Source organism: Streptomyces sp. NPDC102514, assembly GCF_055584525.1.
Genome location: NZ_JBVJLW010000001.1, coordinates 195699 through 218141, shown reverse-complemented (window position 1 = coordinate 218141; position 22443 = coordinate 195699). Strand labels below are relative to the sequence as shown.

Here is a 22443-nt window from a genome sequence, read left to right as displayed (position 1 = left end):
CCTCTCACGGTTGACGACACGCACAACGGACCCACCGGCTGCGTGCGACCAGGTCACAGGGCCGCCGGAAGTGGATCACCGCATGTTAAACGGATAAAGCGCATAAATGCCGCAATCGTGGAGATGGCGGGGCGTTCGCGCCGCACACGAGGGGACAGCCCCGGGCCGTCCAGCCATCCGGACCGTCACCATCCGTTTTTCGTGCCGGACTTGACCGGTTGCGGACGATGGTGCGGCGACCCGGGGTCCTCCTCGCCGTCGCCCTGGCCCCACGGACCGGAACCGTCCGCCGACGGGTCCGCGTCCAGGGCGGAAACGACCGGTATCAACCGGAATCGATCCGACCGCGGGGGACGGACCATGGAACGCTTCACCACTTTTCTCGGCAAGCACGTGTGGCTGCAAGTCACCCTGTCGACCGTCATCGCCAGCGCCCTGGTGGTGCTCCTGTTCCCGGAGTCCTCGGTCCTCTCCGCCGTGATCCGCACGGCCCTCATCTCGGTCATGGTCGTCGTCGTGGTGCTCGCCGCCCGGCGCGAGGAGAAGCGCGCGGTCGGCGGCACGGAGAACCTCGTCGCGCTGGAACGCAAGGTGCGCAGGGGTGATGTGCCCGCCGATCCGGCGGAGCGCGACGCCATGCGCGGACTGGTGGACCGGCGCCTGTACCGTTCACGGCACCGCGTTGCGGCCCTCGTCCTCGTCACGGTCGTCCTCGGCTCGATCACCGCCCTGTCGGCCCTGGCCGGCGAGGAGCGCCAGGCCATCGGCTTCTCGCTGTTCGCCGTGGCCTTCACCGGCTGGAGCATCATCAACAGCTCCCGTCAGCACCGGCGCCTGACCACCATGGACGCGGCGCTCAGGAACGGCGGCGCCGCCGAGGGGTCCGGCTGCTCCCAGGCTTAGGCGGCTCAGGCCGCGCCCGGAGCCGCGGCCTCAAGGTCGTCGATGCTGCCCGACATGATGGTCCGGACGTGCCCGCTGATGTGCTCGGCGGGCCAGTCCCACCAGGCGAGAGCCAGCAGCCGGGCGATGTCCTCGTCGGCGTACCGGCGCCGCAGGAGCTTGGCCGGGTTGCCGCCGACGATGCCGTAGTCGGGCACGTCGTCGACCACGACGGCCCCGGAGGCGATGATCGCCCCGTGCCCGATCCGGACCCCGGGCATCACCATGGTCCGGTATCCGAACCAGACGTCGTTGCCGACCACGGTGTCGCCCCGGCCCGGCAGCCCGGTGATCAGGTCGAAGTGCTCGGCCCAGTCCCCTCCCATGATCGGGAAGGGGAACGTGGAGGGACCGTCCATCCGATGGTTGGCCCCGTTCATGATGAACCGCACGCCTTCGCCCAGCGCGCAGTACTTGCCGATCACCAGCTTCTCCGGCCCGTAGTGATACAGCACATTGCGGGTCTCGAAGGCCGTCGGGTCGTCCGGATCGTCGTAGTAGGAGTACTCCCCCACCTCGATCAACGGCGAGGTGACCAAGGGCCGCAGGAGCACCACCCGGGGCTGCTCGGGCATCGGATGCACCACATCGGGATCGGCGGGAACGGCCGGCATCACGGATCAACTCCTCATATGTCGATGACGGGCCCCATGATCGCGCACGCAAGTCAGTCGGCTTCGGCCGCGTTCAGAAGTTTGCGTGCGGCCCCCCGGACCTCATCAGACGCGGCCTCGTCCGCCAGGCGGCGGAGGGCGGGGAGCGCCTCGTTCAGGCCGTCGAGTGCGTTGCAGGTGCGCCAGGTGTCGTCCCTTTCGGATGCGAGGTGGGCGGTGAGCGCTTCCGCCACGGGGCGGCGTTCCCAGAAGCGGAGGCCGTCGTGGACGAGTGCGCCCAGGCCGTCCACCGCTCCCGCGCGCACCTCGGCTCCGGGGTCGTCGAGGAGCGGGAGCAGCAGCCACACCGCGTCCCGTCTGCCCGCCCTGCCGACCTCCACCGCGGCGGCTCCCCTGGTGCTCGTCGGCAGCGCCCTGTCGGTGAGTGCTCTGCGGAGATGCTCCACGGCGGTCCCGGTGCCGAGGTGTCCGAGAGCGGTCGCGGCATCCCGTCCGGCCCGGGTGTCGCCGAGCCATCGCACCGCGAGGTCGGTCACCCGCCGCTCGCCGTGCCACCCGAGTCCGCTCAGCAGCAGGCCCGCGACCTCCGGGTCCCGTTCCGTCCGCAGGGTGTCGACCAGGGCGTCCCGCGCCGAGTGACTTTTCAGGTCCAGCAGCCGTCGGGCCACCGCGTACCGCACCTGGGGGGACGGGTCGCGCAGTCCGGTGAGCAGCGAGTCGAGCAACCGCTCTGTGCAGTCCCTCGGCAGCATCTCCAGGACCTGCGCCCTGGCGGCGCCCTCGCCCTCCCGGGCCGTGCGGATCACCTCCGCGTGGACGGCCGGGTCGTCGCGGAACCGGTACAGCAGCTTCCAGGCGCGTCCCCACACCGCGCCCTCCGGATCGCCGAGCAGCCGTGCCAGCGCCGCGACATCGCCCGTCACACCCAACGCGTTGAGGCCGTCCAGGGCGTTGATCCGCAGGTGGTGGTCCGGGTCGTCGAGCAGGTCCACGAACGCGTCCGTGACCGTCGGGCCCGTCAGCTTCAGCCGAATCGCGGCGACCGAGGCCCGGCGGCGCACCCAGGGGTCCGTGTCACGCATCAGCCCCGGCAGTACGGTGCCGCCCGCCGCCGGTACGCTCGGGCGGCCGAGTCGGGCGAGTCGGCCGAGTCCCAGGGCCGCCGCCGCGCGCACCGCCGGTACGGGGTCGTCGGCAGCCTCGACGAGGGCTCCGGCGTGCTCGGGTCGGCCGATCCTGCCGAGGCCCTTCGCCGCCGCCGCACGTCGCTCCAGGTTCGCGTGCGGGTCGGTGTGCGGGTTGGCGTGCGAGTCGCTGTGCGGGTTGGCGTCCCTCAACTCTCCTAGAAAATAGGCGATTTGCTGTTCCGTCCCCATGGCACCCCCTGTAAGGGAGACGCATGAGATGCCGTGGGGTTGCGCTTCCGCAGCCCGGGTGCGTGTCCGGTCAGTGGCCTCGGAACGCCTCTTCGAGCCACCACGACCCGTGGTCCCGGGTGACCTTCGCGTCGATGAGCAAGGGGGCGGACCGGGGTCCCGCGACCCAGTCCTCGACGGCTTTCAGGTCCGTCGGCGTGCGCACGGTCACCGCTTCGAAGCCGTAGCCCCGGGCCACCGCGGCGATGTCCGTCGGCGGGAACTCGACCGCCGCCAGGGGGTGTCCGTCCGGTCCGAAGTGGTGTACTTCCGCTCCGTAGGCATCGTCGTTGTAGACGACCACGACCATCGGCAGTCCGAGCCGGCGGACCGTGTCGAACTCCGCGGCGCCCATCATGGCCCCGCCGTCGCCGAGCGCCGCCACCGCGAGCCGGTCCGGCCGTGCGAGGGCCGCGCCGATCGCGGTCGCGAGGCCCAGGCCGATCGCCTGGAACGCCTGCGTGAAACACAGGCCGTTCTCGTCCGGCACCGACAGATACATGCTCGGGTGGCCCATGAAGTTGCCGGAGTCCACACCGATGACGCGCTCCGCGGGCAGGATGTCGTCGAGGGCGATGCTCAGCGTGCGCGGGTCGATCCGCTCACGGCTGCTGTCGTCCTCGTACGGCACGTCCCGCCAGCGCACGCGTGCGGTGATGGCCTCGGCGATGTCGGCCGTCCGGTAGCCCTGCCGTTCCGCGGTGCCGCCGGTCTCCAGGGCGTGGCGGGCGGTGAGTTCCACGTCGCCGGTGACGCCGAGCCGTACCTCCCGGTGTACGCCGAGCGCCGACGCGTCGTCGTCGACCTGTACGACGGTCGCGCCGGCGCCGATCAGCCGGCCGTGCCGCATCGTCCACATGTTCAGGGCGCAGCCCCAGCCCACGATCGTGTCCGCGGCCTCGATCAGTTCGGCCGTCAGAGGGGACGAGAAGCCTCCGGACACGTCGATCGACCACGGGTTGCCGTGGAACAGGCCGCGCGCCACGGCCGACGTCGCCAGCAGGGCCCCGTAACGGTCGGCGAGTGCTTCGAGCGCGGCCCGTGCTCCCGGTGAGCGTGCTCCGCGGCCGGCCACGAAGAGCGGTCGCCGTGCCTCTTCGAGGACGCGCACCAACGCCGCCACGTCGTCCGGCGACGGCCGCACCGCCGCCCGTTCCCGCGGTGGTGCCGCCTATGCCAGGGCACCTTCGGGAACGTCCAGGGACTGCACCGGCAGGGGCACGTTGAGCAGCACGGTCCGCCGCTCGTGCACGGCTCGTGCGACCGCCGCGCAGGCCTGCTCCACCGCGTGGTCGGCCGAGGTGATCCGCAGCGGGACCGCGCCCACCGCCCGGGCCAGCGCCGCCTGGTCGATGTGGAAGTTGGACCTCTGCTCGGTCACCTCGGCCGCCAGCACCAGCAGCGGCGTACGGCTCTTGGCCGCTTCGGCGATGCCGGTCATCGCGTTCGTGAGGCCCGGTCCCTGATGGACGCTCAGTGCGGCCACCGTGCCGCTCGTGCGGGCGTAGGCGTCGGCCATCGTCGCGGCGCCGCCCTCGTGGCGTGCGGCGACGAACCGCGCTCCCGCCGCGACCATGGCGTTGGTCAGATGGAAGTTGCCCGATCCGACGACGCCGAAGACCTGGCCGACCCCGGCCGTGTACAGCGCGCGTCCGACGGCCTCCGCGACCTTCATGAGTGCTCCACCAGGGCGAGCACCCGGGCCGGGGATCCGGAGCCCGAGACGATGGGCAGCGGTCCGGCGACGACGACGGCGCCGGTCGGGGGCAGCGCCGCCAGGTTCTGCAACTGGGTGAGCCCGTACTTGTCACTGCCCATCAGGTACGAGTGGCACGGGAAGGCCGGGTCGAAGGTGTGCCCGCGTCCGGCGTCGGTGCCCACCGTCTCGACGCCGATGCCGATCACCGGCGACTCCTCGGCCACCCAGCGGGCGCACTCCGGCGACAGACCGGGGGTGTGCGGGCCGTTCTCGTCGGCGTTCAGGAACGCCTCCTGCTCGTGCGAGCGGGCGTCCCACCCTGTCCGCAGCAACAGCCAGCCGCCGTCGGGCAGCGGCCCGTGCTCGGCCTCCCATCGCCGCACGTGGTCCACCTCCACGAGGAAGTCCGGGTCCTTGGCCGCCTCGGCGGTGAAGTCCAGCACCGCGGCGGGCGCGATCAGCCGCCCCGCCGGTACGGACGCCACGTCGGCGAGGTCCTTGCCGGTCACCCAGTGGTTCGGGGCGTCGAAATGGGTACCCGTGTGCTCGCCGCTGCGGAAGTTGTTCCAGTACCAGGCCGGCCCCCGGTCGTCGTACCTGCTGATCTCCTCCAGGGTGAACACCTGGGTCTGGCCGAACTCCGGCGGCAGCTGAAGCACCGGGGTCGACGACGACAACGGCGAGGTGAGGTCGACGACTTCGATGGACCCTCCTCGCAACCCGGCCACCAGCGCGGCGAGAACGGACGGCTCGGACATGCGGCCTCCTCGTATCACGGAAGAACTGACAGCATGGCAGCCGGGACCGACAGTCGCCCCGGTCCGACGAGCGGAAAGCGGGTGGAGGCAGAGTGCGCGCGATGCCCAGGAGTACGACGGCGGCGGCCGTGTTCGCGGCCACCGTACTGAGCCTGGCCGGCTGTTCCGGAGACGGCGGCGAGGACGCGGCGCGGTCGTCGGAACCTTCGGCCGGCAGCACGACCGCTTCTTCGGCCGGCGCCACGGCTTCTCCTTCCGCCTCCCCGTCCGGCGAACCCCCCAGCCCTACCCCGACCTCGCCCCCTTCGGCGACGGACGCTGCTTCCGCCTCGGTGACGGCCCCGCCCTCCGCGAGCCCGTCCCCGGTGCCCACCGCAGGACAGCGGCAGAAGCTGGTGACCATGACCGTCACCGGCGGCTTCGCCGGTGTTCAGCAGGAGGTGATCCTGCGCGGCGACGGCACCGTCCGCACCAGCGACAAGGGCGACACAGAGGTACGCCGCAGCAGCGCGGCCCAGTTCACGCGGTTGCGTACGCTGCTCGGGGACCCGGCGCTGGACGACGTGCCCGCGTCCACCGTGGACAGGGGCGCGGCCGATCTGTTCCAGTACACGCTGCGGTTCGACGGCCGTACGGTCGTCACGGACCGTTCCGCCGAGCGGCCGGCCCTCGACCGGCTCATCGACGCCCTCGGCAAGTGGCTGCCGGCCTGACGGCTCACGCCGGTGAGCCGCCGAACGCACTGCGGACCGCACCGATCCGCTGGAGTTCCTTGAGCGGGTACGGCGTGTGCTTGCTCTCGTCCGTGAGCCGGCGGATGAAGTCCGCCATCACCGCGGCGAGCGGCGCGTCGCGGCTGAGGACCGCCGCGACCCCCGCCGGAACTCCGGTGGGCCGCTCGCCCTCGGCGTACGCCCGCACCTGCGCCGCGCGCCTGTCCCTCCCGTACAGGGTGGCGACCAGCCAGTTCACCAGATAGCCGGCCGAGTAGCAGCGGTCGTAGCTCCGATGCCGGTCGAAGAAGGCGCGCTCCTCCCCCGTCAGCTCGAACAGGGAGGAGAGGGCGAGGCCGTAGTCAGCGAAGTAGAGGCGCTCACCGTCGGTGAGGATGTTCTCGAAGTGGGTGTCGAAGTGCAGCAGGCCCCGGCTGTTCATGAAGGAGGTACCTGCTTCCAGGCCGCGCTCCACCAGGGCGCAGGCCCGGTCGGCGGCCTCGTCACCGGCGGCCAGTTGCTGCCCCAGCCACTGGTGCACGTTCTGCGGGACGTACTCCAGGAACAGCGCGATGCTCGCCGAGGAGTGCCGCAGGGCGTCGATCCGGCGGCGTACGACTGATCCGCCGCTGCCCCAGCTCGCGGCGGCCCGTTCCATGTCGGCCAGTTCCTCGTACAGGGGCGCCGAGTCCGGCAGGATCCGCCAGTGGTACGTCAGGGGAAAGCCGTCGTACTCGCCCGCGAGCACCCAGTTCGTCGTCATCAGGTGCACGGCGAGTTCCCGCCAGGCCCCGAACCCGGGCCCGCCGACCCCGTACTGGCTGAAGAGCGGCAGCTCGAACAGGTTCGCCGTGGAGCGTACGTTGCCCGGTCGCCGTTCGAGGTCGGTGAGGGGCACCCGCTTCACGAAGACCCGCGTTCCGGCGACCTCCAGCAGGGTCGTCCTGCCTCCGATACCGGTACCGGTCGTCCCGGCGGCGTCCAGGATTCTCTGGAGCGCAGGGTCACTGAGCAGGGACAGGGCCGTGGAGACGGCTCCATGGGCCGTGAGCCGCGCACTCCGGCCCGTACCGCCACGTTTCACAACCGACTCCGCTCCGAATGATCCCAAATGCGCCTCGGACGCGTGTTCGAACACACCCCCGATACGCGTCACATTAAGTGAGGTCCAGGAAAGTCGGGGCAGAAGGAACGGAATCCGATGGGAGGTCGTCGTGGATGGTGGAGATCTGGAATTGGGTGAGCTGTTGGCCTCTGCGGAGGCCGCGCCACCCGGAGAGTCGGTCGACGTGGTGGCACGCAACCTGCAGAAGCGCTTCGGCGCGGAGCACGTTTCGTTCCTGTTCGTCGACCTCATCGGTCATCGGCTCGTACGGCTGACCCCGGTCGCCGAGGACGCGGAGCGGACCGAGCCGATCGACCTGGAGGGCAGTGTGCACGGCATGGTGCTGCGGAGCCAGCGCCAGCACGTGGAGGCGGACAGTCAGGGCAACCAACGCATCATCACGCCCGTGTCCAACCGCGGGGACTGCATCGGCGTGCTCGAAGTCACCCTGCAACACGCGGACGACAACGTACTGAGACAGGTGCGGGAAGCGGCACACGCGCTGGCGTACATCATCGTCACGGACCGCCGCTTCACCGACCTGTACCACCTGCGCCGGCGCACCACCGCCGCCAGCCTGGCGGCGGAGATCCAGCACCAGCTGCTGCCCACGGCGTCCAGTTGCGAGTCGTCGCAGTTCACGCTGGCCGCGGGGCTGGTCCCGGCCGACGACATCGGTGGCGACACCTACGACTACACCCTGGACCGCGACACGCTGCATCTGTCGATCACCGACGCCATGGGCCACGACACCGATTCCGCCCTGCTGGCCACATTGCTGCTCGGTGCGCTGCGTGGGGCCCGCCGCAGTGGCTGCGACCCGGTAGGACAGGCCCAGCAGGCCCACCAGGCGCTGCTGAAGCACAGCCGGGGTCTGGCCACCGGGCAACTGCTGTGCATCGACCTCGCGTCGGGTGTCTGCCGACTGGTCAACGCAGGTCATCCCTGGCCGATGCGGCTGCGCGACGGGGCGGTCGAGGAGGTCCGGCTCGCCGTCAATCTGCCGTTCGGCGTGCCGGCGCCGATCCCCTACCGCGAACAGAAACTGGATCTGCGGGCCGGGGACCGGCTGATACTGCTCACCGACGGCATGCAGGACCGCGGCGCCGCCGCCGTCGATCTGGCCGGGGTCGTCCACGACACCCGCGCGCTGCACCCCCGGGAGGCCGTACGGACGCTGACGGCCGCAGTCGCGGAAGCCTGCCGGGGCAACCTCAGCGACGACGCCACGGTCCTGATCCTGGACTGGCACGGTAACCGTGCTCCTTCACCGGAGACAGTCGCGGCGAACTGACGGCGTACGACCGCGGACGACCGTGGACGAACCCGGACGAACGCAGACGGGGTCACCCGGGCCGCCACGCACGTACGCAACGCCTGCACCCGACTATTCATGCAAGAGCACCTACGCACGTACTAACACCTGTGCAGGGGCGCCTGCGGAATCTGCCGGTGGCCGTCCAGCAACGCGCCTCCGAGAGGGGTGACGCTGTGATGCACACTCTGCCCGCGGCGCTGCGTGACGATCAGGCCCGAGTCGCGCAGCGCCGCGGCATGCTGCGAGACCGACGCCGCGGAGACCACGAGCCGCCGGGCCAGATCGCTGGTCGACCCGCCGTGGTCCGCGACGGCCGCCAGCACCTCGGCGCGGGTCTTCCCGAGCAGGGCGCCCAGTGCCTCCCGGGCCTCACGGCCCCTGCCGTCGTCGGCCTGCGACCACCCGAGGTCATGGGAGACCGGGTAGACGACCACGGGAGGAAGACCGGGATCGCGCAGCGTGATGGGCGCCCGCCAGCAGAAGAAGGAGGGCAGCAACAGCAGACCGCGGCCGTCGAGACGGATGTCGCGGTCGTAGGCGCTGGCCACCGTGAGGACACCGGGCTGCCAGTGCAGGGCGGGATGCAGGGTGGACAGCATGCCCTCGGTGCCGCCGTCCAGGAGCGCCCGCACCCGGACGGCGCGATCCGCTTCGATCGAGTTCCGCACCTCGGCCCAGTACGGGCGCAGCGCGATGTCGAAGTAGCCGCGCATGGCCGTGCCGAGGCTGCGCATCGCGTCGGAGCCCGCCTCGGCCAGCGACAGGGTTCGCGCCCCGAGGTTCCGGGCCGCGGCGAGCCGGGCGATGTCCCGTCTGAGCCCGCCGCGCGGGGTGGACAGGACGGCGTCGATCCCCGTTTCGAGTCCCCCTCGATCGGGCGCCGGGGTGAGGAAGTCGGCTGAATATCCCCGGGGCGGCGCCAGATCGAACAGCAGCCGGGTGCTGCCGGGCAGGCGGTTGCGGATCCGCCGTTTCCACGCCCCGAAGACGACCGATCCGTCGTTCCCGCCGAGCAGATGCAGGCTGAGCAGCAGTTCCCACATGGGATCCGGGCCGCCCGCCATCCGGATACGGGCCATATCCGCGTCCGTGAAGTGGAACTTGAGCATGGTTCCCCCGTGTGCGTTCCTTACGTGACTCGTCCCGTACCCACTTAAGAGCCGTCAGCCGAGAGGGGAGTTGCACGGGGGCCGGGAACCGGGCGTGCATTGGCCGGATCCGTTCGGCCCGTCGTCAACGCGGCACGTTGTCAGTGCGGCCCGTCGTCAGTGCGGGCCGTCGTCTGCGAGCGGCGGGCCCCGGCAGTGGATCCCGCCGTGAGGGAGGGCGTCGGCGGGGTACTGGGCACACGGACGTCCGGGACGGGCGGCCTTGACCGTTCCGCACGGCGCCGGGCGCTCGCCCGCATGCCATTCTGACGGAGGCGGGACTCGTACGCCGGTCCGTCGGCGGGCGCTGCCGCCAGGCTACGAAGGGACCACAGGTGGCTGATCCTCTGAACGTGCCGGCCTCCGACGGCGGAGAAGAACCGTCCGCCGAGACGGAGTTGCTCGCCGGACTGCTGGTGAACGAGGAGCGACCCGAGCAGCCTGTCCTCCTGGACAGCGAGGGCAAGCCCCTCGACACCTGGCGCGAGAACTACCCGTACGAGGAGAAGCTGCGCCGGCGGTCCTACGAGCGGCAGAAGCGGATCCTGCAGATCGAACTGCTCAAACTGCAGAAGTGGGTACGGGACACCGGCCGGCGGATCGTCGTGGTGTGCGAGGGGCGCGACGCGGCGGGCAAGGGCGGCACCATCAAGCGGTTCACCGAACGTCTGAACCCGCGCAGCGCCCATGTGGTGGCGCTGGACAAGCCCACCGAGAAGGAAGCCGGGCAGTGGTACTTCCAGCGTTACGTCCCTCATCTCCCGGGCCCCGGCGAGATCGTCTTCTTCGACCGGTCCTGGTACAACCGGGCCGGGGTTGAACGCGTGATGGGTTTCTGCACCCCGGCCGAGTACCGGCATTTCTACACGCAGGCGCCCATCTTCGAGAAGATGCTCACCGACGAGGGCATCGTGCTGATCAAATTCTGGTTCTCGGTGTCGCGCAGTGAGCAGCGCACCCGGTTCGCCATCCGCCAGGTCGACCCCGTCCGGCAGTGGAAACTGTCCCCCACCGACCTGGCCTCCCTCGACCTGTGGGACGCCTACACGGAGGCGAAGGTCGACATGTTCCGCGCGACGGACACGCCGTACGCGCCATGGACCGTGGTGAAGAGCAACGACAAACGCCGCGCCCGCCTCGAAGCCATGCGCCATCTGCTGCTGCTCTGCGACTACACGGCGAAGGACGAGAAGGCCGTCGGCACGGCCGATCCACGGATCATCGGTTCCGCCAACACCCTCCTGGAGAGCGACGAGGAACCAACGGACCTCTCCCCCACCCCACTGACTCCCCACCCCGAGGGCCCTGGCCGGCATCCCTAGGGGAGGGCGCGGCGGCTCGGGGGGCGAGGAAGCAGGGACGGACCCTAACCGCAAAGAGTTCTTCGCGAACAAGTCTTTGCGAAGGACTCTTTGCGGTCTAGGGTGCGCGGTATGCCTGAACCCGACACGACACCCGAGACAGCCGAGGCACCCGAGGCACCCGAGAGGCCAAGTCCAAGTGCCCATCAGGACACGGTCGTTCTGGATGCCAAGGGGCTACGGGCCCTCGCGCACCCGGTCCGGGTGCAGTTGCTGGGGCTGCTGCGCAAGCACGGCCCGTCGACGGCCACCCGCCTCGCCGAGCGCCTGGGAGTGAACTCCGGCACCGCCAGCTACCACCTGCGCCAGCTCGGAGGCGCGGGTCTCGTCGAGGAGGACGCGGAACGCGGCAACGCGCGGGAACGCTGGTGGCGGTCGGCGCACAGCAGGACGTGGTTCAACGACCGCGAGCTGGCCGAGCGGGAACCCGAGGCGACGCTGGCCTATCTGCAGTCCGTCGCCGCCGTCCACACCGCACGCACGGAGCGGGCTCTGGGCGAGCTCCAGACCATGCCCCACGCGTGGCGGGACGCCTTCGACATGAGCGACTGGGCCCTGCGGCTGACCCCCGAGGAAGCCGCCGGTCTCTACGAGGAGTTGCGGGGTGTCGTCGGCCGCTACCGCCAGGACACACCCGAGGCCGCGGCATCGGCCCCGGAGGGAGCCGAACGGTTCTCCGTGATCACCCACCTGCTGCCGGAGCCGGCCACGTCCGAGGCGGACCTGAACCCGACCCCGAACCCGGCCCAGTCTCCGGCCCCTGCCCCCGCCGCGGCCCCGGCCCCCGCCCCGGCCCCGGAGAAGCCGTGACGGGCACCGCCCCTGACGGGGGCTCGGACACGGACCACTTACCGGGCAAGCGGGCGTTACGGCCGCTGGGCGGAGTACTCGCGGCCATGGCGGTCTCGCTGACCGGTACGCGGATATCGGGCATCGCGCTGCCCTGGTTCGTCCTCGTCACGACCGGCAGCGCCACCCGCACCGGACTGGTCGCCTTCTTCGAGATGGCCCCCTACGTGCTGGTCAAGGCGCTCACCGGGCCCATGGTGGACAGGGCGGGCCCACGGGTCGTCTCCTGGACCGCCGACCTGGCCAGCGCGACCGCCGCCGCTGCCGTCCCCGTCCTCCACGCCTCGGGCCTGCTCTCGTTTCCCGTGCTCCTGGCCCTGGTGGTGCTGATCGGCGCGGCCCGGGGCCCCGGCGACCTGGCCAAGGAGGTCATGGTGCCCGAGGCGGCCGAGCGCGGCCGGGTTCCGCTGGAACGGGCCACAGGGCTGTCCGGCGTGATCGAGAGACTCGCCGCCACCGTCGGCCCGGCGGCCGGCGGCACCTTGATCGCGCTGGTCGGTCCCCTGACGGGCCTCGCGGTCAACGCGGCCTGCTTCGCGGCCGGATCGGTGATCATCGCGCTGGCGCTGCCGAGGCACATGGGGCATGCCGCTGAGGAGATCCCGTCGCCGGACAGCTCCCCGAAGGGGTCACCGAAGTCGTCACGGGCAGGACCCGGGGAACCGGGCTACTGGCAGCGGTTCGGTGAGGGCTGGACCTTCCTGCGCGGCGACCCGTTGCTCCTCGCCCTCATCGTGATGGTCGGCGTCACCAACCTCCTGGACGCCGGCTTCTCCGCGGTGCTCGTTCCCGTCTGGGCCGAGGAATCCGGATACGGGCCGACCGGGATCGGCCTCGTGGGCAGTACGGCAGGCATCACGGCGATCGCCGGGAGCCTCCTGGCCGCGGCGATCGCACACCGGCTGCGGCGCAGGGCGGTGTTCTTCATCGGATTCCTTGTCGCCGGGGCACCCAAGTTCCTGGTGCTCGCCTCCGGCGCGCCGCTGGGTGCCGTCCTCGTCGTCTTCGCCGTGAGCGGGTTCGGCGCGGGCTTCATCAACCCGATCATCGGCGCCGTCTTCTTCGAGCGCATTCCACGCCCGCTGCTGGGCCGGGTCAACGCGCTCGGTGACTCGCTCGCCTGGTCCGGCATCCCCCTCGGCGGGCTGATCGCGGGAGCGGCCGTGGCCGCCGTCGGACTGGCACCGGTGCTGCTGACCGGCGGGATCGCGTACTTCCTCACCACGAGCCTGACCGGACTGCGACCCGAATGGCGTGCCATGGACCGCACCCGCGAGGACGCACGCGAGCGCGCAAGCGGTCTCGTGCGGGATCCGTCGGGCTGACCGGTCGGGGTGATCAGGCGGGGTGACAGGTCAGTTCGGGAGGCCGCGGAAAGTTGCCAGGAAGGTTTTCAGTGCCTGCTGGTTGTCCGCTTCCTCCCAGTCGGCGGCCGGTGTCTCCCAGCGGATCGAGAAACCCTCGCCGCCCCCGATGAGGAACCCACGGCCGAAGGTACGCACGCGCGTGCCCTCCGACTCGTCGACCCACTCCATGTCCGCGGCCTTGCGGCCCTGGTAGGTCGTCGCGCGGATCGCGCCCAGCCTGTCGTAACCGGGCTCCTTCTGGAGCGAGGGCTCGACGGTGTCCCGCCACACGGCCACCGGGTCGGAGCCGACGCGCGTGCTGTAGGTGACGGCCAGTTCCCGCGGATCGCCGTCGGCGCCGAACACGACCCGGTACGAGCCGTCCTCGGCGCGCTTCGTGCTGAGCCTCTGCCAGCCCTTGGGAAGGGCGATGGCGAAGCCCTCCGACGCCGTGTAGGCACGGAAGCCCGCCGGAAGCTTCCCCGCGGCCGAGGACGAGGAAGCGGGGGAAGAAGGGGAGGGTGACGGTGAGGAGGAAGGAGAAGGGGACTCGGAGGGGGAGGTTGTGGGGGACGCGGATGGCGGCGTACCCGCTCCGTCCGTGTCGGCGGTCGGGAGTACGGGGACGGGGCGCGAGGCCGTCGCGTCGGACGCCGAGACGTCGTCGCCCGAACCGTCGCCGGTCGCGGCGAGAGCGGTCATCGTCACCGCGACGACGGCGGCGACCGCGGTCCCGATGAGCGCCGCACGGCCGAGGTTCTTTCTCCCCCGGGCCAGGCTCATCACGCGGTGGACCGAGGGCCGCGACTGCGGAAGCGACGCCTCCGCGGCGGCGGGGTCGTCGTTCACGATACGGACGAGGGCGTCGCGGACCACGGGCCCGGTGAGCCGTTCGCGGGAGTCCTTGCGGAGCAGTCCCTGCATGATCCGGGCGAGCGGGCCGGCGTGCCGCGGGCTGCGCAGCGGCAGCCTCACGATCGCCTTGAGGGTCGCCTCGGGCTGGCCGCGGTCACGGAAGGGCGGGCGCCCCTCGGTCATCGTGTAGAGCAGCGCGCCCAGCGCCCACAGGTCGGCGGGCGAACCGTAGGCCTCGCCACGGGCCTGCTCGGGGGACGCGTACGCCGGTGCGCCGAGCCGTGCCCCGGGACCGGCGCCCGCCAGACCGTACCCGGAGACGGCCACGCCGCCGTGGTCGCGCACGAACACCTGGCCCAGGCTCAGCTCGCCGTGCACGAACCCAGCGCCGTGCGCGGACTCCAGCACCCCCAGGATGTCGAGCCCGATACGGGCGGCCCGCGCGTGGTCGAGCGGCCCGTACTGGTCGAGGAACTCGCCCAGGGGCATGCCGTCGATCCATTCGACGACCGTCCAGAGGCTGCCGTTCTCCTCGACGACGTCGATGACGCTCGCCACCGCGCCCGGACACCGCAGTCCCATGACGTCGGACGCGTGAGTGATCCGTGCGACGGCCGGCCCGGCCCGGTCCTCCATGGGATCGGGCGCAAGCTGCGTCTGCGTCAGCAGCCGCGGGCGGGCGTACTCGATGTCCTCCCCGTACCAGCAGACGCAGCCCACTTCGTGGTGGACGACCTCCTGGAGCCGATACCTTCCGGCGACCAACTCTTGTGAAGCGGCACCCGCGTTGCCCATGCCCATCCCTCGCTGAAGCCTTGCTCCCGGTCACCAGCAATACGCAGAGGGCCATGTCCTGTGTTCAAAGGATTCGCGATTCGTGCCATCGCCGATGGCCGATGCGCCTGCCGCGCCTTGTCCCGGGGGCGTCCTCGGAAAAATCGCCGAGCGGAGGACGGACACACGAAAACGGCGGGAAAGCGGGACGTGTGACCTCCCCAGGCTCCACGTCCCGCTTTCCCGCGACATGGGGCCACTACCCGCGCCCCCCGGGCTTACTCCCACCGATATTCCACCGCGGCTCCACCTCGGCTTCACCGCATGAAGCCGACGCATGAAGCCGACGTGTGAACCCGGCGCCGGATCCTCGGTTCCGCCTCGAAGTCGCCGCCGGAACAGCCGGTCGAATTTCGCCGACAGCGGATGCGTAGGTTGCGAAAGAGGGGGTACATGCGGGCGAGCAGCAGGTGAGGACGGACTGCATGGAATCTTTGATCAAGGGCGGAGGCCGTATGGCGCCGCAGCGTGGCCGTATGGAGACCACTGTTGCTCTGGAAGGCGATTCGCTCTGCATCGCCGAGGCCCGTCATCTCGCGGCCGACTTCCTGTCGCAGGCCCAGGCCGAACACGGTGTGCCCGTCACGGCCCGGGCGATGGACCTGACCCAGCTGGTGGTGAGCGAGCTGGTCACCAACGCCCTGAAGTACGCGCCGGGGCCGGTCCTGCTCGCTCTGCGGATCGTCGGCGACCTGCTCGAAGTGGCCGTCTGGGACAGCGATCCGGTCCTGCCGGTGGCCCGGGCGGCGGACCCCGGCCGGGTGGGCCAGCACGGCCTGGAGATCGTCATGGCCATCTGCGAGGGCTTCGAGGTCCGAAGAGAGCCGGTCGGCAAACACATCACAGCGCGGATCGGGCTGCTCGCCGACACCCACGCCGTCACCCGCGCCGACGTCGACACCCGCTGACGGGCGCCCCGGGCGGACCAGCACGTCGAATCGGAACCTCGGATCGGGCTCGTACGCCCCGGAACGCGAGATCCGCTTCCGGGGCGTACGGCCGCTCTCGTGCGACGTTGCGCGCGTCCAGAGACTCGGCGCGCGTCGCGTCAGTCCACGATCGTGACGCCGACCGGTACCGCTCCGGCCGTCCGCGCCAGCTCACCGCCGAAGTTGCCCTCGACCTCGGACTTCTCGGCCGCGTTCGGGTACGGGTTCGTGCACGCGACACCCGCGCTGGAACCGGACATCAGGCTGGTGCACGGGCCGGGCTTGCGGTCCGGCAGACCGAGGATGTGCCCCAGTTCATGGGACGAGATGCGGATCGTGTTGTAGCCCTGATCGACCGCCTGCCGTCCGATGTAGACGGTTCCGTTGCCGAGCGAGGTGGTCAGGGCGCGGGGCCAGCCGTTGTCCGCCAGGACCCGGATGTTGGCGCGCTGTCCGGACGCGACGGGCTGCAGTTCGACGGCGTCGACGCTTTCGTTCCAGATCGTGGCGCCTCGGTCCACCGCGGTCCTGAACTCCGCGGAACCGCTCGCGTCGTAGGTCACGACCCGGGCGGCGGCGAGGTGGTCCGCGACCGGGGCCGGGGCGGCCACGGCCTGGCCACCCAGCAGGGAAAAGGTGACCGCCAGGGCGGCGGCGAGTCCACTGGTCAGCTTACGGACGTGCATGGTCGACCTCCTTGTGGGGGGGGAAGGTAGTCGTGCACATGACATGACATTCCCTGGCTCCCTGCCCAGCGAGGACGGACGCCAATCCGTCAATCCGGCCGCCTTCTGCCGCGTACGGCCCGGACGCCGGGCTGCCGCGTAAGGCCCGGGCGCCAGGACCGACCGTGACGCGGACAGGGCCCGGCCCCCCTCTCCGGGGGCCGGGCCCTGCTGTGTGCCGCGCCGCGTCAGCCCTGACGGGCCTTGAAACGCGGTTCCTTCTTGTTGATAACGAACACCACGCCCCGCCGGCGCACCACCTGCGCTCCGGGCTTGGACTTCAGCGAACGCAACGACTTGCGCACCTTCATGACTGTGTTCTCCTCATCAGGTCATCGATTCATCGGGACGTCGATGCCGTGCGGCCGTACCGCCGTTCGAACCGCTCCACCCGGCCCGCGCTGTCGACGACCCGCGCGGTTCCCGTGTAGAAGGGGTGGCTGGCCGACGAGACCTCCACGTCGATCAGCGGATACGTGGTGCCGTCCTCCCACTCGATCGTCGTCGCCGAGGGCGCGGTCGAACGGGTGAGGAACGTGGCGTCCGAAGCGCGGTCACGGAAGACGACCGGGCGGGACACGGGATGAATACCGAGCTTCATGGGGTTTCCTTCCTTACAGCCGTACGCCGCAGGGCGACGGCCTGGTTCATCGCTCCTCGCGGAAGAGAACGTGCTCCCCCGCCACCCGGTCGTACTTGCGCAGGACCAGACGGTCGGGGTCGTTCAGGCGACTCTTCCGCGTCACATAGGTCGCACCGGCTCCGGCCGTGGACTTCAACGTCACCACCGGACGCGTACCTCTGGCAGCCATGAACGCCTCCTTTCACACCCCCGGACACCCACCTCAATTGATGGGGCCATGTCATTCACGAGCCGTATAACCGGGCCCCCGGCGGATGTATTCCCCCTTCCGCCGGGGGCCCGGCACGCCGGCTACGGGGTCGCCGTGAGGCGGATCAGCAGCACACCGGGCGTACGCGGCAACGTGACCCGCACTCCCCCTCCGCCTCCGCCTTCATCCCAGACCGCCGAACCGACCGAACGCACCGAGCCGGCGGAACCCACGGAGCGCGACGAGGACGAGGGCGGCGCCGGATGGAGGATCTCCACGGTCACCTCCCGTCCCCCGCCCGCCAGATGCCCGACAGGAAGCAGCACCCCACCCTCCCCGCTGTCCACGCCCTCGGCGCCCTCTCCGCCGCCTCCGCCCCGGCGCCAGACCGACACATACGCCGTACGGTCTCCACGCACCCGCATGCCCACGGCCGTCCACTCGTCCGTCCATCCCGGCAGACCGAGCGGCCAGAACGGCAGGGCCTCGGACAGGTCCCCGCGGATCGTCTTGTAGACGGCCACCGCGGCCCGTACGAGGGCGAGTTGGTGGTCCGACATCCGGTCCAGGTGGCCCGAGAGTTGGACGCGGCCGAGCAGTGCCCCGCCCAGGGTGAAGGCGATGAGGCCGTCGTCGAAGGCGGGCTGCGGGTAGGCCCAGACGGCACCCTGCTCGGGCGGGACCGCCGTGGGCGCGGCGGCGGCGATCGGCGGGCAGCGCAGCGGGTCCTGCTGGTCGCTGGTGGACTGGAGCTGGGTGACCGCCAGCGTGGCCCCGTCCATCCGCATCCCGCCGGAGGCGCAGTTCTCGACGACCAGGGCCGGGTGGCGTTCGAGCACCTCGGCGAGCCAGTCGAGGTACGCCTGGGCGTGGCCCAGCAGCCCCGCGCCGGGCGAGAGGTCGTCGGGCCCGCAGGTGCCGGGGTCGACCAGGATGTTGTAGTCCAGTTTGAGGTAGCCCACGCCCCAGTCGCCGACGATCCTGTCGACCGTCTTGTCGAGGTGGGCCCGCGCGGCCGGGTGCCGCAGGTCCAGCTGGTGGCGGCCCTGTTCCACCAGGCGTACGCCGTCCCGCTGGAAGAAGGCCTCCGGTGGAAGTTCGGACGCGATCGGACTGCGTACCCCCACGGCCTCGGGCTCCAGCCACAGGCCCGGCACCATGCCGCGCTCCCGGATGCGGTCCAGGACGGCGTGGATCCCGCCGTCGGGGAAGCGGCGCGACGAGGGCAGCCACTCGCCGACGCTGTCCCACCAGCCCTCCGTGCTGTCGTCGTACCAGCCGGAGTCGATGCAGAAGTACTCCGATCCGGCCGAGGCCGCCGCGTCGATCAGCGGGAGCAGTTTCTCCGTCGTCGGATCACCCATCAACGTGTTCATGTAGTCGTTGAAGACGACGGGCAGCGCGACATGGTCGGGGTGCGGGCGACGCACGGCACGGCGGTACGAGGTCAGGGCGCCGAAGGCGTCATCGAGCGCGGAGCCGGGCGCGGAGCCGGTCCCTGAGCCGAGCCCCGCGCCGAGGGCAAGGACGCCCGGCACGGTGGTGAACTCGTCGCCGGGTTCGAGCCGGACCCGCCACTGGTGCTCCGCGTCCGTCGGCCCGTTCAGCGCCAAATACGTACCGTGGTCGCGCTCGCCCACGTCCCAGCGCCAGCCCGCCGGGGACTCCACCTGCCACAACCAGGCCCGGCCGCCGCCGCGTTCGGCGAGGGCGCCCATCGGCAGGTGGCCGCCGCTGGACCAACTGCCTCGCCCGGTGAGGGAGAGCGCGGCCCGGCTGTCGTGCTGGTGGACGTCGACGCTGATGTCGGCGACGGAGTCGCTCAGCGGTTCCGCGTACCAACGGCCCTCCGCCAGCCAATCGTTGCGGGCGCGGTGGACGTCGAGCCGGCCGGGCGGCGGGAGCGCGCCGAGCAGCAGGCTGCTGACGGACTGCACGACGAGCGGCGCGGAGCCGTCGTTGCGCAGCCGGACGCGGGAGCGGAGCACGGGCAGACCGAGGGGTGAGGACAGCTCGGCGAAGGCGGTCAACCCGGTTCCGGGGTCGTGCAGTTCGACGGTCAGGCGGGTCCAGCCGTCGTGTTCCTCGGTGGTGTGCGAGCGGTGGCGCAGACGCGGGCCGAGGGCGGTGCCGGTGAAGCGCGGTCCCGACCAGCCGCTTCCGTGGCCGAGGGCGGTGAGTTCGACGAGCGGGAGGGGAGCGTCGGCGCCGGACGTCGGCGCCTGGTCACCGGGGCGCGCGAGCCGGACCATGCGCAGGTCTCCGTCGGGTCCGACGGCGAACTCCGCCTCCAGCGCCCGATGCCCCCAGGCGATCGTCCGCCGAGCGCCCGTGCGGCCCGCACCCGCCGCACCCACCGTGTCCGACGTATCGGTCAACGTCTCTCCCTCTCCATGACCGCCCCCGGTCACCCCTGAGGGCACCATGACCGCCCCCGAGAGCCGTCCGAGTCGGTCGCGTGAATCCATGGTTACGGACTCTTGACGAGCCCCATGTGACCGGTCACAATCCTGGCATGAATGTGACCGGTCACACAAGGCGCTCGGTGAGCATCAGGGACGTCGCCACCGCTGCCGGTGTCTCGTACCAGACCGTCTCCCGGGTGATCAACGGACACCCCAGCGTCAAGCCGTCCACCCGGGAGCGGGTCCTCGCGGCCATCGACGAACTGGGCTTCCGCCGCAGCTCCACCGCGCTCGCCCTGGCCAGCGGGCGCAGCAGGGCCGTGACCGTGCTGACCGCCAACACCACGCACTACGGCTACGCCTCGATCCTCCAGGGCATCGAGGAGGCGGCCCGCGCCTCCTCGTACGCCGTGGGGATCGGTGTCCTCGAATCGCCGGACGGTACCGACGGGGCCGAGGTCGCCGCGCAGGTGCAGCGGGCGGCGGACACCGGCGGCGGTCTGATCGTGATCGCGTACGATCCGGCCGGTGTACGCGCCCTGGGGGCCGTACCCGAGGGACTGCCGGTCGTGGGTGTGGTGGAGACCCCCGCCCGGCCGCCCGGCGGCGACCGCCCCTGGGTGTGGACCGACGACCGCGAGGCCGCCTACGAGGCGACCCGCCATCTGCTCTCCCTCGGCCACGAGACCGTGCACTACGTCGCCATCCCCTCCAGCACCCGGCGCACCAGCGCCCGTACCTCCGGCTGGCAACAGGCACTGAAGGAGGCCGGAGCCCCGCAACCCCGTGCCGTACAGGGGAGTTGGGGCCCGGCGGGCGGCCATGCGGCGGGCCGGAAGTTCGCCGGGGACCCTGCCGTCACCGCGATCCTGTGCGGGAACGACGACCTCGCGCTCGGCGTGATCCGCGCCCTCCACGAGAAGGGCCGGTCGGTGCCCGGCAACGTGAGCGTGGCCGGCTTCGACGACGCGCCGCACTCCGCCTTCCTCACCCCGTCGCTGACGACCGTACGCCTGGACTTCACCGGCCTCGGGCGGTCCGCGTTCGGTCTCCTGCACTCCGTGCTGGAGGAGTCCGCGCAGGTCGGCCCGCACCCCGTCTCCGTACCGGAGCTGGTGGTGCGGGAGAGCTCGGGGCCGCCGCCCGGGCGCCCATGACCGTGTGCCGCCCGCGCCGGACCGCTTCCTGATGCCCCTACCCGAGCCCCGTTCGCGAAAGGCACGTCATGAAGAGAAGAGCCCTGCCCGCGCTGGCGTTGATATGCGCCGCCGCCCTGTCCGCCACCGCGTGCAGTGACCCCACCGCCGGGGACTCCGGTTCCCCGGCCGGTCCGGACGGCAAGCAGGCGAAGGTCGACCCGACGGCCCGTCTGGACGGCGTGAAGCTGACCATGTGGACCGCGCAGAACACGCTCAACGCGCCCAAGCAGGTCGTCGACGCCTTCGAGAAGGCCACCGGCGCCCAGGTCGGGACACAGGCCGTCCCGGACCTGTACGAGCAGAACGTGCCGACCAAGCTCGCCTCGGGCGACAAGCCGGACCTGATGTTCTGGCAGCCGTCCGTCTCCACGCTGCCGTTCATCCAGCCGAAGCAGAACCTGCTCCCCCTCGACGGCGAGGAGTGGGTCTCCGAACTCGGCGACACGGAGCAGTCATTGGGTGTCATCGACGGCAAGCGGTACGCGGCGATCGTCACCAGTCCCGCCATGCTCGGCGTCTACTACAACAAGGACGTCTTCAAGGAGGCCGGGCTCTCCGAGAAGGACTTCCCGAAGTCGTACGACGAACTGCTCGCGCTCGGCCGGACCGTCAGGGACAGGACCGACGCGGCCGGCTTCTACGAGGCGGGCGGCGACAAGTGGCCCATGCAGTGGCAGATGCAGGTCCAGCTCACCGATCTCGACAAGGAGTGGTGGGCCGGCCTCAACGAGAACAAGGAGAAGTGGACCGACCCGGTGGTGGTCGGCGCCATCAAGAAGTACAAGGAGAAGCTGCTCGACGCGGGGCTCGCGCAGAAGAACTACCGGACCGGCACCTTCACCGGGCAGGCCGACTCCCTCTGGAAGGGTGAGTCCGGCATGGTCCTCAACGTCACGTCCTTCCAGAGCCAGTTGCAGGCCAAGTACTCCACGGCCGAGATCGACGAGAGGATCGGCTGGTTCCCGATCGCCAACTCCTCCGCCACCGGCATGTACTCGCCCGACCAGACCAACGGTGTCGTGGCGTTCAGGACCGGTGACGAGAAGCGGCAGAACGCCTCCCGGCAGTTCATGGCCTTCTGGCTGGGCCCCGACTACGCCGACTACATCAAGGCGATGAAGATCCCCTCGGTCCAGCCGTCCGTGCCGACCCCCGCGGGCCTCCCCCAGGCCTCGACGGCCCAGGTCGAGGCGCTGCCCACGGCCATCGGCGTCTTCCAGGCCAAGGCGATCGTCGCCCCCGACACCCATCTGTACCTCGCCGACATGATCTACGGGAAGAAGAACCCGCGGCAGGTCGCCCAGGCGATCCAGGACCAGTTCACCCAGGTGGCCAAGGCCCAGGGCGCACCCGGCTTCCAGAGATCCCAGGGACGCTGACGACGCTGAGGGGCTT

At 70.9% G+C, this 22443-nt stretch carries 22 protein-coding genes; 9 read left to right on the top strand and 13 right to left on the bottom strand.

Going from position 1 to position 22443, the window contains the following annotated elements; all coding sequences use genetic code 11:
- The first annotated feature begins 360 nt into the window (after positions 1-360).
- Positions 361-903 (top strand): hypothetical protein, encoded by a 543-nt coding sequence (locus ACZ60E_RS01005; RefSeq protein WP_469436719.1) that lies wholly within the window; start codon positions 361-363, stop codon positions 901-903.
- A 5-nt stretch (positions 904-908) separates the two neighbouring features.
- Here ACZ60E_RS01005 and ACZ60E_RS01000 read toward each other — a convergent pair whose 3' ends face one another.
- From ACZ60E_RS01000 to ACZ60E_RS00980, 5 genes are all read right to left on the bottom strand, one after another.
- The gene (locus ACZ60E_RS01000) at positions 909-1556 is read right to left on the bottom strand and encodes a CatB-related O-acetyltransferase (RefSeq protein WP_384802726.1); all 648 of its coding nucleotides are present in this window, start codon (positions 1554-1556) and stop codon (positions 909-911) included.
- A gap of 53 nt (positions 1557-1609) precedes the next feature.
- On the bottom strand, positions 1610-2932 hold the full coding sequence (locus ACZ60E_RS00995; RefSeq protein ID WP_469436718.1) for a HEAT repeat domain-containing protein: 1323 nt from the start codon (positions 2930-2932) through the stop codon (positions 1610-1612).
- Between the two features lie 70 nt (positions 2933-3002).
- Positions 3003-4115, bottom strand: a complete 1113-nt coding sequence (locus ACZ60E_RS00990) for a thiamine pyrophosphate-binding protein (protein ID WP_469436716.1) — start codon at positions 4113-4115, stop codon at positions 3003-3005.
- Positions 4116-4142: 27 nt separating this feature from the next.
- Complete coding sequence (locus ACZ60E_RS00985; protein WP_469436714.1) at positions 4143-4646, bottom strand: thiamine pyrophosphate-binding protein; 504 nt, start codon at positions 4644-4646, stop codon at positions 4143-4145.
- Complete coding sequence (locus tag ACZ60E_RS00980; RefSeq protein WP_469436711.1) at positions 4643-5428, bottom strand: cyclase family protein; 786 nt, start codon at positions 5426-5428, stop codon at positions 4643-4645. Before ACZ60E_RS00980 ends, ACZ60E_RS00985 begins: the two co-directional genes overlap by 4 nt.
- Positions 5429-5529: 101 nt before the next feature.
- Between ACZ60E_RS00980 and ACZ60E_RS00975 the strand changes: the two genes are divergently transcribed.
- Positions 5530-6141, top strand: coding sequence for a hypothetical protein (locus tag ACZ60E_RS00975; RefSeq protein WP_469436709.1), 612 nt, complete (start codon positions 5530-5532; stop codon positions 6139-6141).
- 4 nt (positions 6142-6145) lie between these two features.
- On the opposite strand, the gene ACZ60E_RS00970 is transcribed toward ACZ60E_RS00975, so the two are convergent.
- Positions 6146-7225: a protein kinase family protein gene (locus tag ACZ60E_RS00970; protein ID WP_469436707.1), complete on the bottom strand. Its 1080-nt coding sequence runs from the start codon at positions 7223-7225 to the stop codon at positions 6146-6148.
- A gap of 130 nt (positions 7226-7355) precedes the next feature.
- Here ACZ60E_RS00970 and ACZ60E_RS00965 point away from each other — a divergent pair, with 130 nt between their 5' ends.
- Positions 7356-8540: a PP2C family protein-serine/threonine phosphatase gene (locus tag ACZ60E_RS00965; RefSeq protein WP_469436705.1), complete on the top strand. Its 1185-nt coding sequence runs from the start codon at positions 7356-7358 to the stop codon at positions 8538-8540.
- Positions 8541-8662: 122 nt separating this feature from the next.
- Here the strand turns inward: ACZ60E_RS00965 and ACZ60E_RS00960 are convergent, their stop codons facing one another.
- Positions 8663-9673, bottom strand: coding sequence for an ArsR/SmtB family transcription factor (locus ACZ60E_RS00960; RefSeq protein WP_384802753.1), 1011 nt, complete (start codon positions 9671-9673; stop codon positions 8663-8665).
- A gap of 374 nt (positions 9674-10047) precedes the next feature.
- On the opposite strand from ACZ60E_RS00960, the gene ppk2 reads away from it, so the two are divergent.
- From ppk2 to ACZ60E_RS00945, 3 genes are all read left to right on the top strand, one after another.
- The gene (ppk2, locus tag ACZ60E_RS00955; protein ID WP_469436702.1) at positions 10048-11034 is read left to right on the top strand and encodes a polyphosphate kinase 2; all 987 of its coding nucleotides are present in this window, start codon (positions 10048-10050) and stop codon (positions 11032-11034) included.
- Positions 11035-11145: 111 nt separating this feature from the next.
- Positions 11146-11883: an ArsR/SmtB family transcription factor gene (locus tag ACZ60E_RS00950; protein WP_469436700.1), complete on the top strand. Its 738-nt coding sequence runs from the start codon at positions 11146-11148 to the stop codon at positions 11881-11883.
- Positions 11880-13247, top strand: coding sequence for an MFS transporter (locus ACZ60E_RS00945; RefSeq protein ID WP_469436698.1), 1368 nt, complete (start codon positions 11880-11882; stop codon positions 13245-13247). Before ACZ60E_RS00950 ends, ACZ60E_RS00945 begins: the two co-directional genes overlap by 4 nt.
- Before the next feature lie 30 nt (positions 13248-13277).
- On the opposite strand, the gene ACZ60E_RS00940 is transcribed toward ACZ60E_RS00945, so the two are convergent.
- Positions 13278-14918, bottom strand: a complete 1641-nt coding sequence (locus ACZ60E_RS00940) for a protein kinase domain-containing protein (protein ID WP_469436697.1) — start codon at positions 14916-14918, stop codon at positions 13278-13280.
- 464 nt (positions 14919-15382) lie between these two features.
- On the opposite strand from ACZ60E_RS00940, the gene ACZ60E_RS00935 reads away from it, so the two are divergent.
- Positions 15383-15865 (top strand): ATP-binding protein, encoded by a 483-nt coding sequence (locus ACZ60E_RS00935; protein WP_469436695.1) that lies wholly within the window; start codon positions 15383-15385, stop codon positions 15863-15865.
- A gap of 140 nt (positions 15866-16005) precedes the next feature.
- Here ACZ60E_RS00935 and ACZ60E_RS00930 read toward each other — a convergent pair whose 3' ends face one another.
- The 5 genes from ACZ60E_RS00930 to ACZ60E_RS00910 form a co-directional block, all read right to left on the bottom strand.
- Positions 16006-16572 carry a snapalysin family zinc-dependent metalloprotease gene (locus ACZ60E_RS00930; protein WP_469436693.1) on the bottom strand — a complete coding sequence of 189 codons (567 nt, stop codon included), beginning with the start codon at positions 16570-16572 and terminating at the stop codon, positions 16006-16008.
- A 227-nt stretch (positions 16573-16799) separates the two neighbouring features.
- Complete coding sequence (gene ykgO / locus ACZ60E_RS00925) at positions 16800-16922, bottom strand: type B 50S ribosomal protein L36 (RefSeq protein ID WP_107014949.1); 123 nt, start codon at positions 16920-16922, stop codon at positions 16800-16802.
- 29 nt (positions 16923-16951) lie between these two features.
- Positions 16952-17212, bottom strand: coding sequence for a type B 50S ribosomal protein L31 (locus ACZ60E_RS00920; RefSeq protein ID WP_469436691.1), 261 nt, complete (start codon positions 17210-17212; stop codon positions 16952-16954).
- A 46-nt stretch (positions 17213-17258) separates the two neighbouring features.
- Positions 17259-17423, bottom strand: a complete 165-nt coding sequence (rpmG, locus tag ACZ60E_RS00915; protein WP_469436689.1) for a 50S ribosomal protein L33 — start codon at positions 17421-17423, stop codon at positions 17259-17261.
- 122 nt (positions 17424-17545) lie between these two features.
- Entirely contained in the window at positions 17546-19870 is a 2325-nt protein-coding gene (locus ACZ60E_RS00910; protein WP_469438280.1) for a glycoside hydrolase family 36 protein, read from the bottom strand.
- A gap of 89 nt (positions 19871-19959) precedes the next feature.
- Here ACZ60E_RS00910 and ACZ60E_RS00905 point away from each other — a divergent pair, with 89 nt between their 5' ends.
- The gene (locus tag ACZ60E_RS00905; protein ID WP_469436687.1) at positions 19960-21006 is read left to right on the top strand and encodes a LacI family DNA-binding transcriptional regulator; all 1047 of its coding nucleotides are present in this window, start codon (positions 19960-19962) and stop codon (positions 21004-21006) included.
- 68 nt (positions 21007-21074) lie between these two features.
- A complete protein-coding gene (locus ACZ60E_RS00900; RefSeq protein ID WP_469436685.1) occupies positions 21075-22427 on the top strand; it encodes an ABC transporter substrate-binding protein in 1353 nt (450 codons plus the stop codon).
- Positions 22428-22443 lie beyond the last annotated feature (16 nt).